The 14,559-nt window shown below is 41.3% G+C and carries 12 protein-coding genes; 3 read left to right on the plus strand and 9 right to left on the minus strand.

Annotation, left to right across the window (positions count from 1 at the left end; all coding sequences use genetic code 11):
• Window positions 1-19: 19 nt before the first annotated feature.
• From H8B17_RS02990 to H8B17_RS03010, 5 genes are read right to left on the minus strand one after another with little or no spacing between them, the layout of a single operon-like run.
• On the minus strand, window positions 20-982 hold the full coding sequence (locus H8B17_RS02990; RefSeq protein ID WP_190307671.1) for a D-2-hydroxyacid dehydrogenase: 963 nt from the start codon (window positions 980-982) through the stop codon (window positions 20-22).
• Window positions 983-993: 11 nt separating this feature from the next.
• On the minus strand, window positions 994-2,463 hold the full coding sequence (locus H8B17_RS02995) for a glycine--tRNA ligase (protein WP_190307672.1): 1,470 nt from the start codon (window positions 2,461-2,463) through the stop codon (window positions 994-996).
• A 24-nt stretch (window positions 2,464-2,487) separates the two neighbouring features.
• Window positions 2,488-2,955 carry a thioredoxin-dependent thiol peroxidase gene (bcp, locus tag H8B17_RS03000; protein WP_190307673.1) on the minus strand — a complete coding sequence of 156 codons (468 nt, stop codon included), beginning with the start codon at window positions 2,953-2,955 and terminating at the stop codon, window positions 2,488-2,490.
• Between the two features lie 7 nt (window positions 2,956-2,962).
• Window positions 2,963-4,693, minus strand: coding sequence for a M23 family metallopeptidase (locus H8B17_RS03005; protein ID WP_190307674.1), 1,731 nt, complete (start codon window positions 4,691-4,693; stop codon window positions 2,963-2,965).
• A 10-nt stretch (window positions 4,694-4,703) separates the two neighbouring features.
• Window positions 4,704-5,315: a fumarylacetoacetate hydrolase family protein gene (locus H8B17_RS03010; RefSeq protein ID WP_190307675.1), complete on the minus strand. Its 612-nt coding sequence runs from the start codon at window positions 5,313-5,315 to the stop codon at window positions 4,704-4,706.
• A gap of 354 nt (window positions 5,316-5,669) precedes the next feature.
• Between H8B17_RS03010 and H8B17_RS03015 the strand changes: the two genes are divergently transcribed.
• Window positions 5,670-6,308 carry a hypothetical protein gene (locus H8B17_RS03015; RefSeq protein WP_190307676.1) on the plus strand — a complete coding sequence of 213 codons (639 nt, stop codon included), beginning with the start codon at window positions 5,670-5,672 and terminating at the stop codon, window positions 6,306-6,308.
• Between the two features lie 73 nt (window positions 6,309-6,381).
• Here H8B17_RS03015 and nrdF read toward each other — a convergent pair whose 3' ends face one another.
• The 4 genes from nrdF to H8B17_RS03035 all read right to left on the minus strand — a co-directional run bounded on the left by nrdF (window position 6,382) and on the right by H8B17_RS03035 (window position 10,163).
• Window positions 6,382-7,365: a class 1b ribonucleoside-diphosphate reductase subunit beta gene (gene nrdF / locus H8B17_RS03020; RefSeq protein WP_190307677.1), complete on the minus strand. Its 984-nt coding sequence runs from the start codon at window positions 7,363-7,365 to the stop codon at window positions 6,382-6,384.
• Between the two features lie 65 nt (window positions 7,366-7,430).
• Complete coding sequence (nrdE, locus tag H8B17_RS03025) at window positions 7,431-9,536, minus strand: class 1b ribonucleoside-diphosphate reductase subunit alpha (RefSeq protein ID WP_190307678.1); 2,106 nt, start codon at window positions 9,534-9,536, stop codon at window positions 7,431-7,433.
• Window positions 9,496-9,903: a class Ib ribonucleoside-diphosphate reductase assembly flavoprotein NrdI gene (nrdI, locus tag H8B17_RS03030; RefSeq protein ID WP_190307679.1), complete on the minus strand. Its 408-nt coding sequence runs from the start codon at window positions 9,901-9,903 to the stop codon at window positions 9,496-9,498. Before nrdI ends, nrdE begins: the two co-directional genes overlap by 41 nt.
• Window positions 9,904-9,929: 26 nt before the next feature.
• Window positions 9,930-10,163, minus strand: a complete 234-nt coding sequence (locus H8B17_RS03035; RefSeq protein WP_165293451.1) for a glutaredoxin family protein — start codon at window positions 10,161-10,163, stop codon at window positions 9,930-9,932.
• Between the two features lie 634 nt (window positions 10,164-10,797).
• Here H8B17_RS03035 and H8B17_RS03040 point away from each other — a divergent pair.
• Together H8B17_RS03040 and H8B17_RS03045 are read left to right on the plus strand one after the other, a co-directional pair.
• Window positions 10,798-12,348, plus strand: coding sequence for a DUF6377 domain-containing protein (locus H8B17_RS03040; protein ID WP_223816323.1), 1,551 nt, complete (start codon window positions 10,798-10,800; stop codon window positions 12,346-12,348).
• A 313-nt stretch (window positions 12,349-12,661) separates the two neighbouring features.
• Entirely contained in the window at window positions 12,662-14,539 is a 1,878-nt protein-coding gene (locus H8B17_RS03045) for an RICIN domain-containing protein (protein ID WP_223816324.1), read from the plus strand.
• The last annotated feature ends 20 nt before the right edge of the window (window positions 14,540-14,559 follow it).

Here is a 14,559-nt window from a genome sequence, read left to right on the forward strand (position 1 = left end):
TTTTATCGCGTCTCATTATTTATGATCCTATTACATTAACCGATTGTCCGTCTAGGAAGGATTTGATGTTTCCTACAACAACATCCAGGAGACGAATTCTGGATTCTTTGGTTGCCCACGCTATGTGCGGGGTAATTAAACAATTTTTGGCATTAAAAAGTGGATTTCCAGCTGGGGGTGGTTCTATTGGCAATACATCTATACCCGCCCCGCTAATACGGTCCTCGTTCAGTGCGTTTGCTAATGCTGACGCATCTACCAAACCTCCCCGGGAGGTATTGATGATAACAGCAGAAGGCTTCATTATCGCGAGGGACGATACATTGATGAGGTTTTCCGTTTGAGGGGTCAAAGGGCAATGCAAGCTGACGATATCCGCTTGTGCCAACAGATCTGCCTGTTCGGTTGCCCATTTAAAATTCTTGCGATGAGACTGATCTGTTTTTGTACGGCTATAAGCTAGAACGGACATACCCAAAGCAGCACCAACATCCGCTACTTTCTGTCCGATACTTCCAAATCCTATAATGCCAAGCGTTTTTCCTGATAACTCTGTTAACGGGTAATCCCAAAAACAAAAATCAGGGCTTGCTGTCCATTTGCCCCCCGTTACTGCATCGCTGTGGCGCTGCGTGCGATAACATAGCTCCAATAGGAGAGAGAAAGTGAGTTGGACAACAGATGGCGTACTGTATCCCGGGACGTTGGTCACGACGATACCTCGTTTTCTAGCACAATCCATATCGATGATATTATAGCCGGTAGCCATAACACCGATATACTTTAGTTCTGGAAGAGATTCGATGATCTGTGCGGGAAGCGAAACCTTGTTGGTGAGCACAATTTCGGCTCCTTTTGCCCGTTCGAGAACTTCTTTTTCGGAGGAACGGTCATAAATCACGACATCTCCGAGCCGTTGTAGCCCATCCCAGGATAAATCTCCCGGATTCATAGCATAGCCATCTAAAACGACAATTTTCATCCCGTTATTTTTTACATTAACTGCTCTAACAGATTGTTCCAACTAACAAGTTCTCCGATGATGTTGCGAAGATCAGCGGCAGGAACACGTTCTTGCTCCATGCTGTCGCGGTGACGTATCGTTACTGTATTATCTTCTAACGTTTGGTAATCCACCGTGATACAGAAAGGCGTGCCAATGGCATCTTGGCGACGATAGCGTTTTCCGATGGCATCTTTTTCGTCATACTGTATATTGAAATCCAGTTTCAATTTGGTCATAATCTCCCGCGCTTTGTCTGGTAATCCGTCTTTTTTAGTGAGCGGTAATACAGCCGCTTTGACAGGGGCGATAGCGGGATGGAATTTCAACACAACACGCGAATCTTTCTTTTCTTCGGTTGACAAATCTTCTTCTACAAGAGAGTTCGCCAATACCGTTAAAAATAAACGATCCAAACCGATGGAAGTTTCTACCACATAGGGGACGTAATTCTGATTAATTTCCGGATCAAAGTACTGTATTTTCTTTTTAGAGTACTCTTGGTGTTGTTTCAGATCGAAATCTGTACGCGAATGTATTCCTTCTACTTCTTTGAAACCAAATGGAAATTGATATTCGATATCGACGGCTGCGTTAGCATAATGTGCTGGTTTGACGTGATCGTGATAACGATATTTTGTTGCGTCTGCTCCTAACGCTAAGTGCCATTTCAAGCGCGTTGCTTTCCATTTTTCGTACCATTCCATCTCGGTGCCGGGGCGGATGAAGAATTGTAGCTCCATCTGTTCAAACTCACGCATCCGCATGATAAACTGGCGGGCAATAACCTCATTGCGGAAAGCTTTACCGATCTGTGCTATACCGAAAGGAATCTTCATACGGCCGGTCTTCTGTACATTTAAGAAGTTTACAAAGATACCTTGTGCGGTTTCTGGACGTAAATATACTTTTTCAGCTTCCTCCGCCATGGCGCCCATTTGTGTAGCAAACATCAGATTAAACTGACGTACGTCTGTCCAGTTTTTGGTTCCCGAAATAGGACAAACGATATGATGTTCTTCGATAATCGCTTTTAAACGTACTAAATCATCTGCCGTGATAGCATCATCGAGGTCTTTTTGAAGCCGTGTGGCCTTATCGGTTTTACCGTCTTTTTCGTAACGGTCTATTTTGTCTTCGATAAGTTGGTCCGCACGATAACGTTTCTTGGAATCCTTATTGTCTATCATAGGGTCATTAAACCCATCGACATGTCCAGACGCTTTCCAAGTCGTGGGATGCATGAAAATTGCCGCATCGATACCGACAATGTTTTCATTTAGTTGCACCATAGATTTCCACCAATAGGTCTTGAGGTTGTTTTTTAATTCTGAACCCATTTGACCATAATCGTACACGGCACTTAGACCGTCGTAAATTTCACTCGAAGGGAATACAAACCCGTATTCCTTGGCATGTGATATAATGTTTTTGAAAAAGTCGTCTGTTTGCTTACTCATAATCGCAAATATAGCTAAAAGAACTTAATCCTTACGCACTAAATCCCGAATCTGCTGGGAAGCATTTTTACTATCTACTTTCTTAATAATATGTTGGATAATACCTTGTTCGTCAATCACAAAAGTAGTTCGTGCCGTTCCCATATATTTCCGCCCATACATATTTTTCTCGACCCATACACCGTAGTCGTTTACGATTTTCTGATCTTCGTCTGCTAGCAAATGGAAAGGTAAGTCGAACTTGCTGATAAACTTTTGATGCGATTGTTCGCTGTCAATGCTGACGCCTATTACTTCGAACCCATCTTTAACCAGTGATTGATAATTATCCCGGAAATTACAAGCTTCGGTGGTACATCCTGGTGTGTTGTCTTTTGGGTAAAAATACAGGATAACTTTCTTGCCCTTGAAATCAGATAGTTGAATGATTTCTCCGTTTTGGTTTTTTGCTTCTATTGCAGGCGCTTTGTCGCCTATTTGTAGTGTCTCCATCGTTATTTTATCTTGTAAATTTTGCTTCAAATACCTGTTCGTTATCTTTCCAGTCCGTCACGATTAATCTAAAAGTATGTTGTCCCTTGGGAAGGGCAGCGTCAAAGGTATGCCATAGATGTCTATTTTTGGGGTCGTACTCCATCAGTACCCACTTGCCATCTATATAGCCATTAAAAGACTGTATACCCGAAAAATTGTCGCGGATGGTGAAATCAATTTTTGCTTGTGTACTTACATTTTTTCCGTTGCTCAAATTGCGGGGCGCGATAGTGGGTGCGACGGTGTCTACGGCAACGTAGAAACTCCCAAGATTTCGTGTGTTGACGGTTACCCAACCATCTTCAAATTTGCCTCCTTCTGAACCGTTCTCTACAGATGCGAGAAGAGCCTTGCTTTCCAAATGAGCAGGTAGGTTCGTGGGCTTGATACGTAGATTATACGTGCTAAATAAAGGTATCAAGTTGTTATGTACACGGTGGATCACAGAGTATCCACCTGCAGGTTGAGGGGCCGCATTGTAGGTGAAGTCTAAATCGCTATAGAGAACGCCTTTTGGCATATTTATTTGGACATCTTTGTTCTCAAATGTGTTCTCCGTATCGTATTTGAATAATTGGGTACCCTGACGTTTTTGCGGTGTGCGCTGTGCAGCAGCACCATTTTGTATTTTAAAGTTCAGCTCACTACAATTCCCTGCAATATCTTTTACGACATATTTCGCATCGTATACTTTATCGTCGGGTAACGATAGGACACCTTCATTTTTTAGGACTTTGAATATTTTAATGGGATTCCCTGGGTCTTTAAAGCTTTTTTGAACTTTTGCTTTTGTTTTGCGCCAATAAGGATAATCAATATAAGCATGTATGCCACGGGAGGTGTTGAAGTCAAGTTCCTCGAAGACGACGGTGGAAACAGCTTCTCCGCCAATGAAAAGTTCGATCGAATAAACACCATTCCGGAAACCTCCTGCGCGATGTCGATCAATGCTATTGATCCCTAATCCAAATTTTCCATTTACGTTAATAGGTGTATTTTGTGCCAAAGTATACACGCCATTTCGAATCGCCTTTACTTGCATAGCGCGTCTGGGCGTATGCTCGTTGAACAAATCGTCGTTCAGATCGTACACCATGATGTTGTTGATGGTGGGAAGAAATCGATCGTTAAAACGCAACCCGAACAATTGTGGGTTAAGTGGATGCTGCGTTTTGGTATCTCGAATTTCAAAATGGAGATGAGGACCGCCCGATGCGCCGGTGTTGCCCGCATTCCCTATATATTGTCCTTTTGTCAGTTTTACCACCCCGGAGTCTACCGTGACATCCACATCAAATCGTTGTTGCTTATATTGCTCTGCTCTGATAATATTGGTTAGCGCATCGTTGAATTTGTCCATGTGTAAGTACACCGTCGTGTATCCGTTCGGATGATCGATATAGACGGAGTTTCCGCCCCCACCAATCTGTACACGTACACGCGATACATGCCCCTCGGCCGCGGCATGTAAAGGCAAGCCTATACGTTGCTGTGTGCGGTAGTCGTCGCCCGCATGGAAATGTGTGGAGCGGAGTTCACCAAAAGTGCCAGACGCATCCATGGCTATGTTGAGCGGGTTACGAAAATATCCTTGGGGGTATTCGCGCGAAGTGATGATATCTTGATGCTGTGCGTTTACGTGCATGCTGCTGACGGTAAGCCCTAAGCACATGTATAATAATCTGTATAGTTTCATATCGGAATATCTATTTTATCTGACAACTGAACACGGAGTTATCTTGTATAAATCCTTCAAATTGATCACCTATCGCGATCGGGCCTACACCTACAGGTGTTCCGGTATAGATAAGGTCTCCTTTGCGTAATGTAATATATTTTGAAATGAAGACAATCAAGCTATCGATATCGAAAATCATGTCTTTTGTATTTCCTGATTGTACGATTTCATCGTTTTTCTTTAAAGAGAAAGCTATATTCTGTAGGTCAGGGAATTCTTCTTTTGGATAAAGTGGACTGATAACAGCAGAGTGATCAAATGATTTTGCCAACTCCCATGGTAACCCTTTTTCTTTATGCATAGATTGGATATCACGGGCAGTGAAGTCAATGCCTAAACCTATAGCATCCACATATTTATGCGCAAACTTGGGCGAGACATGCTTGCCCTCGTTGCAAATACGAAATACCAGTTCGACTTCGTAATGCACATCATTGGAAAATTCGGGGTAGTAAAAATCTTTGTTGTCTTTTAATAATGCGGTATCTGGTTTCATAAAGATAACCGGCTTATCGGGAACGGGGTTATTTAACTCTTTAGCGTGATCGATATAATTCCTGCCTACGGCGATAATTTTCATCTATTTATTTTTTTCTTAATGGCTGATGAGCGCTCGAGCAAATAACCGAGCTTGCGAGCTTATCAGAGATAATCATTCCCCTGTGTTAATGGTTATTTACATCTCGGGTTCATATATATTATTATTGTGCTCATAACAAAGATAAATAAAATGTTATAGGAGACAAGTTAACTTCGAGTTATCTACTTATCTATTTATAGGGGGTTAACAGGGGGATAGTAGGGGTATAATAGGGTATTAGTAGAGATAAAATCCCTATTAATACCCTGTAATTTCCCTATAAAATTGCACTTAAGGGATAATCTGTGTATATTGAGATCCCTATTAAATGATAACGAATTAAAAACGAAAATTATGGCTATACAGAAAGACGGACCAAACGGAGCTTATATCGGAAAAGTAGGCAGTGTTTACGGGTATGTACTCCATGGTCAGAACATTATCCGGGGAGCGCGGAAGCCATCCACAAAGAAACCTACACCGGCAATGCTCCTTAACCGAGCGAAAATGAAGGTTGCCAGTAGTTTTTCTACGATGTTAGTCCCTTGTTTACGTTATGGATATAGAGCGTTAGCACCCAAGGGCAGTCGGGTAGGAGCCGTGCAATTGGCACAATCACATATTTTCAAAGAATGTTTGGGGATTGATGAGGAAGGTAAGCCATATGTCAATCCGGAAAAAGTACGTGTATTTCGTGGCAGCTTGAATCCTCCGAAAGATTATTCGGTTTGGCGGGTAGATAATAGTTTACATTTTAAATGGGGTTATGAACCCATACGGGGTAGTCAAACCTATAGAGTTAATATTGTAGTTTACGATATTGATCATGCGTTTGTATTCAAGATTGCTGAAGAAGATGTGCATAAAGGTGAGTACAGTATGTTGTGTGATTTGTTAGCGTATAAAAAAGGACCGCTACATGTATATATGGGCGTTGTTGATGCATATACGGAGGAGCTGTCGGACTCGGTGTATGTTGGGGCGGTGGAGTAGGAAGCAATAAAAAACAAGCCTTTCTCTATATCGAAAAAGGCTTGTTTATAATAGATACGGTTTGTTAAACTTTTTATACTTCTACGGTAAGATCTAATTTGAAATCGTCATCTTTTAGGTGTACAATTTCCATAGCCTTCTCGTAGTTTGTAGATTTCTTCGAGAAGAAATCGTGCTGTGTAGTTTCTGTGTTTAACCCATTTAACACAATCGGATTCACTTGTTTAACTTCAAAAATAGGGTCGAAGCCGAGATTCATCAATGCTTTATTTCCATTGTAGCGTACATATTCTTTCACTTCAGCTGTTAAACCCACAACAGTGTAGAGCTCTTCGGTGTATTTAATCTCGTTTTCATACAGGTCGTTTAACAAGTTGAGGAAGCGTGCTTTTACCTCTTCTTTGTTTGGAAGCTTCGCAAATACTTCTTGCGCTATTAAACCTACGAATACGCCGTGGATGGATTCATCTGCTACAATCTTCTTAATAATGTCTGCAGAAGCCACCATTTGTCCTTGACCACATAACCAAAGAGGTAGGAAGAATCCGGAATAGAATAAGAAAGACTCTAATAGCACGGACGCGCCTAAAGCCATGAAAAGTTCTTCATCAGAGACTTTTTCCTTGTCAACGCCGCGGTAATATTTATCGATGGTGGCAGCTTTGTATTGTAAAAATTTGTTTTCCCTTACCCAACCGAACACATCGTTGATTTCGTTGGTTGTTGATACGGTGGTAAAAATAGTGGAGTATGATTTTGCATGTATGGCTTCCATCATACACATATACGATAATACCGCTTTATTCTGCAACGAGTCGATATGATCGATGATTTTAGGCATACCCGTATGGCTTTGGAGTGTATCCAATAGCGTCAATCCGCCCAATGCTTTCTTATAGCACTCTTTCATATCCCAACTTAATCCTTTCCAGCTGTCGATGTCTTTGGAAGGAATATACTCCGTGTCAATCCAGAATTGCTTAATATTCTGTTCCCAGAACATCAGCACATAGTCGTTTTCCGGGGTGTTCCAGTTTACCGCTTTATATTGTTTCATTTTGTGTCTGTTTTTATTCGTGATCACCAATAACGAGTGATCGGTTTCTGCCTTTTTACCCCCAATTATGCTGAGCAGGAGATACATTCTTCTACGGTTGATTTACGTGTACGCGTGTAGTACAGCGATTTCAAACCGAGTTTATGCCCATATATATAGTATTTCGCTAAATCTCTCGTGGTGTCTTTAGAATTGGTGTGAAGAATCGTAGACACACCCTGATCGATATGACGTTGAATGACGGAGATCAACTTCAATACCTTAAACTGATCCATATCGTATGCCGACTTGAAATAGAAGTAATTGTCGTTTGTCAGGTAAGGCATTGGATAATAAGTGGTGCTGTCTCCATACTCACGCACCTCGATGATATCCACCACCGGCATAACGGATGCGGTAGCATTCATGATATAGGAGGTCGACTGATTCGGCGCAATAGCCATGCGATAGGCATGGTAAATACCGTGCTCCTGGATTTGTGTTTTTAAGTTTTCCCAATCTTGTCTTGTTGGCACGTGAATACCATCAAACAACTCTTTCACCTTATCGGTAGTTGGTACATAATCTTGCGACGTATATTTATCGAAATAGGTGCCATCTGCGTAAGCTGATTTCTCAAAGCCCACGAATGTCTTACCACGCTCTTTGGCAATTTCCATCGATGCTTCCAGGGAGTAGTAATTCATCATCATAAAGAATGTATTGGCAAAATCTAAGGCTTCTGTAGATTCATACATAATGAAGCTCTTTGCCAGATAACCGTGAAGGTTCATCGCACCGAGTCCTACAGAATGTAATTCTCTGTTGGCTTTAGCAATAGAAGGTACCATTTCGATATCAGTTACGTCGGTTACCACCGTTAGGGCACGAGTAGCCGTTTTCACCGCTTCTTTAATACGTTTGTTGTCCATCACGGTCGCGATATTGAGTGATCCGAGATTACAGGAGATACCATAGCGGATGGTGTCTTCTTTACCATAGATCTCAATATCAGAAACTTCGGAAACTTGCATGATTTCGGTACACAAGTTAGAGAATTTCACTTGGCCTACACCATTTAAGGCATGTGCTCTATTGGCGTTTTCCTTGAAGAAAATGTAAGGGTATCCCGATTCCTTTTGGATCTGCGCAATACGCACTAATAAGTGGCGTGCATTGACTTTTTTCTTTTTAACGTTTGGATTGGTAATCAACTCATCATACATCTTGTCCATATCCATGTCGTCTAGGTACTGACCATACTCCTGCATGACGGTATGCGGATAGATCAGGTAGCATGGCTCATCTTTTTCCGCCATCTCCATAAATTTATCCGGAACAATAATGCCTATAGAAAGCGACTTGATACGTACTTTCTCATCGACATTGATTTTCTTACAATCCAGGAATTCTTCGATGTCGGCGTGGAAGATATTGAGGTAAACCGCTCCTGCACCTGGGCGTTGCCCCAATTGGTTGGCATAGGAGAACGTGTCTTCCATGATTTTCATGATAGGAAGGACACCACCGGCACGACCATCCACACCTTTGATGGCTTCTCCACGCGCCCGGATTTTGGAGATGTTAAAAGAGACCCCTCCACCGATAGAAGATAGTTTCATGGCGGAGTCGACAGCATATCCAATACCGTTCAAGTTGTCACCAATCTCATCTAAAAAACAAGATACCAATTCGCCGGAACGTTTTTTTCCAGCGTTCAAGAACGTCGGGGTAGCAGGCTGATATTCTTGATTGATCATGATTTCAGCATACTCGATAGCTTTTTGTATACCTTCTTCACGCGCAAGGAAAAGTGCTACCGCCACCACACGGTCTTCATAGCGTTCTAAGAATTTTTCACCCGAGTCATCGCGTAATGCGTAGCTTTGGAAGAATTTAAACGCAGCCATGAACGATTGGAAACGGAATTTTTTGGCATGGACATAGTTGTATACTTGTTCCATTTCTTCGAAGCTGAACCACTCGTAGAAATTGATATAGTAATTATGCTCAATCAGATAATCAATCTTCTCTTTTAACGTATAGAAGAAAACGGTGTTCTTATTTACGTGTTCCAAGAAATAGGCACGTACAGCCTCTTTGTCTTTATGTAAGCTATACTCCTCATCATGCTTAATCATGATTTCGTTATTAAGCAATATCCAATTTTTTGCTACCTCGTTTGCTATCATTGTATTGGTGTTTTATAATTTCAATAAATTGATTGATATCTTCCATCGTGCCCGAAAGCTCGAATTTCGTGGCGAGTGGAATATCGTAATCTTCGGATACCTTGTCGGCTGCTAACCCAAAGTTCCTGCCCCAGTTTCTGTTACCGCTGGAGGTCACGGAATAGATTTTATCCGCGTGGTTATCCATAAACATCTTCGTTTTTTCCGGCATAGATCCTAACTTGGTCGTATAAGTAACCAAGTGCCCAGATTCTTGGATTTCCAAGCTTTCTTCAATCTTATGCGCTTGCCATCCGGTTATTTGGATAACTTTGTTAATAAAGCGCTGGACATTTCCTGTTTTTGAATCGTAATATAGATGAACCATATCTCGCTCCGTTAAGGGTGAAACAATTAAAGGGCTATCGACGCCAATTCCTCGGGTTTGAAACCGATGATGCGCTGTTGTACTTCTTCGTTGTCAAGTACAAGGACCGTTGGAACCGTTCTGATTTTAAACTTAGCAGCTAAATCAGGTTGGTCGAACGGGTTGATGGTTTCGTATGTGATCCCTCTGTTGTCTAAGAAGGCTGACACTTGTGCGCATGGCGCACAGTCATTTTTTTCGAATTTAATGATTCTTGCCATGTTGTTGTAAGTTTAAATTTGCGGAGGTGGTGAACCATCTCCAAGAAGTTAAAACACGAGACTTGAGGCAGGTCTGCATCTCAAGCATAACAAATATCCAATATTTTAATTCTGGACGGTAGTGATACTTTTCCACATGCATAACAAACAGATCGAATAAACCGCGTTCTACGACTGTTTTTAAGTGTAATCTGTTGATAGATAGATTGTGATGGGGATGTTGATAACTTTAAAATTGCTTTTATAGACGAAAATTTATAGGAGGATTCCTGAAAAAATATATACCTCAAACAAGTAAAAAGCTGACGATATTTTGACTTGTTTTTCATCGGCTCTGTGTTTGAATCAATTGACTTTTTTTATGCTATAATAGCAGGTGGACAATTTGTGAATTTATATTTTTTGGAGGAGCTTATAGATAGATCCGATAATTACTTTTTTAAAGAAAAATGCCGATATCGGGGAACGATACGGTGTGGATATTCCACACCGTATTTGGTTTGTCTATGCATTTCACTTATATTGTACAGCCTTTCACGTAAAGTGGCCTTTAATTATTATTACATATTTAGAAGTGAAAAAGACATTACTAACCGTATTTTTTTTCTTATTTTCTGTAGCAAACATTTATAGTATGAGTGAGACTGACTCACTATTGGGTATCTTGGATAAGATGATTATTAATCGTAAGGAATACACTACAAAGAAAGAAGCGTATATTGAAAGTATCAAAAAGAAACTCCATAACACCATTGCTTTAGAAGACCGGTTTCGTCTTCATGATGAAATTATATCGGAATACCAATCTTTTAAATGCGATTCTGCCCTAGCTTATGTGGATCGTAACATTGCGGTCGCGCAAACTTTGGGAAATGAGGAATACCTCCAGAACAGTAAATTGAAACAGGCCTTCGTACTGTCCTTATCCGGTTTGTTTTCGCCGGCACGGGCGGTTCTGGAATCTATGGATTACCAAAAGCTGCCATCCTATCTCAAGGTATCGTATTGCTGGGGCTATATCCGCTATAACGAAAACCTGATAAAGTACATGGATAACCGGACCTATGAAAAATTATACCTTTCGGAGAATAGACGTTATCGGGATTCGCTGATGAATTTGTTAGGCCAGGGTAGCGACATGTACCTGAAAGAGAAATCGTTTAAGTTGAAAGCAGAAGAAGCATATCAAGAGTCGGCAGAGATACAGTTGGAGCTGTTTGCAAAGGTAGCACCGCATACACATGGATACGCGATGTCTGCCATGGGCCTGGCCATGGTGTTTAAAGAACTGGGGAATGTAGCGCTCGAAGAAAAATACCTGCTCCTGGCAGCGATAACCGATGTGCAATTGGCCGTGAAGGAAAACGAATCTTTATTGGCTTTAGCCATTTTTCAATATGAGAAAGGAGATGTGGACCGGGCGTTTAACTACGTACAGGCGTCTTTGGAAGATGCCAATTTTTATAATTCACGTTTTAGGAATGCCGTTATTGCCAAGGTTCATCCTATTATAGAAGCAACTTATTTGGCGAAAATTGAGCAACAAAAGAAAAATCTACGATTGTATGCACTAACCATCAGTGTTTTTGTTGTCGTTTTGATCGTTACGCTTTATTTTTTATATAAACAGATGAGAATGGTGTCTAAAGCCAGAAAAAATCTGAAAACGATCAATAATCAGCTTGTATCTGTCAATCAAAAACTGGATGAGGCTAATCTTATACGTGAGCGTTATATAGGATATTATATTAATCAGTGTGCTATCTATTTAGATAAACTGGAAGAATATAGGAAATATGTTCATCGAAAGATAAAGGCAGGGCAAATAGAAGATTTACAAAAATTAAGTTCGTCCAATCTTGTTTTTGAACGGGATACGGAAGCCTTATATTATGATTTTGATAAAACATTTTTTGAGGTTTATCCTAATTTTGTAGAGGAATTTAATAGTCTCCTGAAAGAGGGCGAGCGTTATGATCTAAAGAGACATCAGCTGAATACGGAACTTCGTATTTTTGCACTTATACGTTTGGGGATAACAGACGTAAATCAAATTGCCACCTTTCTTCGTTATTCTATGCAAACTATTTATAACTATAAGAGTAAAGTAAAGGGGAAGGCACTTGTGGATAGTGATAGTTTTGAAGAAAAGGTTAAGAAAATAGGGGGTTTTACACAAGGATAAATTCTATCCGATTTACCAAACGAACAATTTTCGTTTTGCTAAGTGGCTTGTTTGTAGCTATTTATATTTTTTTGCTTTTTAAACATTTACCAATACGCCTACTTGTACATACAGGTAGGCGTATTGGTTTATAAATTTGTGAGAAGTAAAACGAGGATGCGCTATCATGTCATTTGAATAGCACCAGCGGAGCGCTTAACCATTTAAAATTATAAACGCATATATATATAAATCTATTTTTTACACCATAGCATGACAAGTGCATAAAATATTTTTTTACGATATGTGGAATGATTAATCAATTTTAAATTATATGAAAAAACTACTAACTTTTATGCTTTTTGTCCTCTTCTTTGGGTGTGAAAAACAACACGATCTTCCCCCTAGCCCGGGACGGATGATTAAAGATTTTAAGTTGGAAACCGGACAGTATGGTAATGCCATCATCTATCAGGACGGTGATACTTTTAAGATATTAATAAGACTCGTCCAGGGAACCGATCTGACGAAGGTCGTACCCATATTCACGTTATCGGACGGCGCTATTAGCCGTCCGGCCTCTGGCGAAGCCATCGATGTATCCAAGGGGAATAAAGTTATTTTTACCGTTACGGCCGCATCGGGGGAGGTCAGACAATGGGAGGCCGAATTTAGAGCGTATGACTCCAGTATTTCCGATTATGATACGTATAGTATATCGGTGAACGACGGGTCGGCTGTTATGCAGGTACAGGGCGATCTGACTTTCAATGAAAAATATCTTGACAATGCCATAATCAACACCGCAACAGCGGAGGCAGCAGAAGACGAAAACCTCAAAAGATGGCAAGAGTGGGCTATCATCTATCATTCTTCGGAAGGAGATACCAAATATTATCAGCTGCGGAATCTACATAGCGGCATGTTCTTGAACGGTGTTTCTGATGGTGAACAGCTGAAGCAAAGCTGGGAATTGAAAAACGATACTGACCTGCAGTTGTGGAATATCGAGGAGTCGGTGGAGACCGGAAAATTTGAATTGGTAAACAAAGCTAACGGCCTGTACTTGACGTTGAGCGGGGATGGAGCTGTTTTGGCAGGGGCTAAACAGCATAATGAGGCCCAGCGTTGGGCGATCACTAAATTGCCCAGGGACAGTTACCGGGATGGCGATGTGACGAATTTCTTTAGCCGGACGACAGGCTCTGTGGCGTTTGATCAGGGCACGAGCATACCGCTTTCGGATGGGCGTGTGCTTTGGGTTACACAGGATGCCTGGCACCATGGGTCAATGGCCCCTAACGGAAATCTGTATGGAAACCACTTTATCTCTTATACCAATTCCATCATTATACAACCCTCCATTGACGATTGGGATCCAAACGCACCGATGATGACCAGACAAGGAGCGCACCACAATATTGGTAATATATGCCCCATTCCATCGGGTGCGAGCCGGAATTGGGTTGGTCCCGGTGTCGAGCTGGGTGAATATGTATATATCCACGGTGGAGAAGGATATGGTCTTGATGACACAGATCAGGCGGTGTACAGACTGAAAAAAGAGTCCGGAAATGAATGGAATCAAGTCGAAAGACTGGCGATCGCGAACATGACCGGTCAACTTGATATCCGGTATAAGGATGGTATGGTCAAATCCGATGACGGTTATGTCTATGTGTACGGAGAACGCACGGCACCGGAAACATTTGGATTTAATACCCTGTTGTACGTAGCGCGGTTTTCGCACGATGAGCCGACTGAATGGTCTTTTTGGGACGGATCAACATGGGGGCATACGCCTTTAGTTACCTCTTCCTCGGTAATTGCAGAAGGCAACGGAACCAATAACTTTGGTTATTTAAATGGTAAATTTCTTCACTTAACCATGGATCAAGGTTTTTATTGCGGCATTCCTTCCATCAATATGTACATCGCTACGTCCAGCAGCCCGACCGGACCGTTCACTTCAAGAAAGCTGGTGTACCACTTTACCGAATTTTATAAGGGGTATAATGCGCGTATATACACACCAATTATCCATACGATAGCACAAAATGACAGGGATGAACTTCTGTTGACATACAGTATTAACTATGGCGCTTGTGAAGAAAACAGTGAAAATGTGGTCAAGGAAGATGACGGCAATTTTGATCCCTACTATTACCGGGTAAAAGGTGTACGTATTCCGTACGAGATGATCGGCTTTTAGAATATTAAAAAAATTATAAA

This window comes from Sphingobacterium arenae, assembly GCF_014692505.1.
Classification (GTDB): Bacteria; Bacteroidota; Bacteroidia; order Sphingobacteriales; family Sphingobacteriaceae; genus Sphingobacterium; species Sphingobacterium arenae.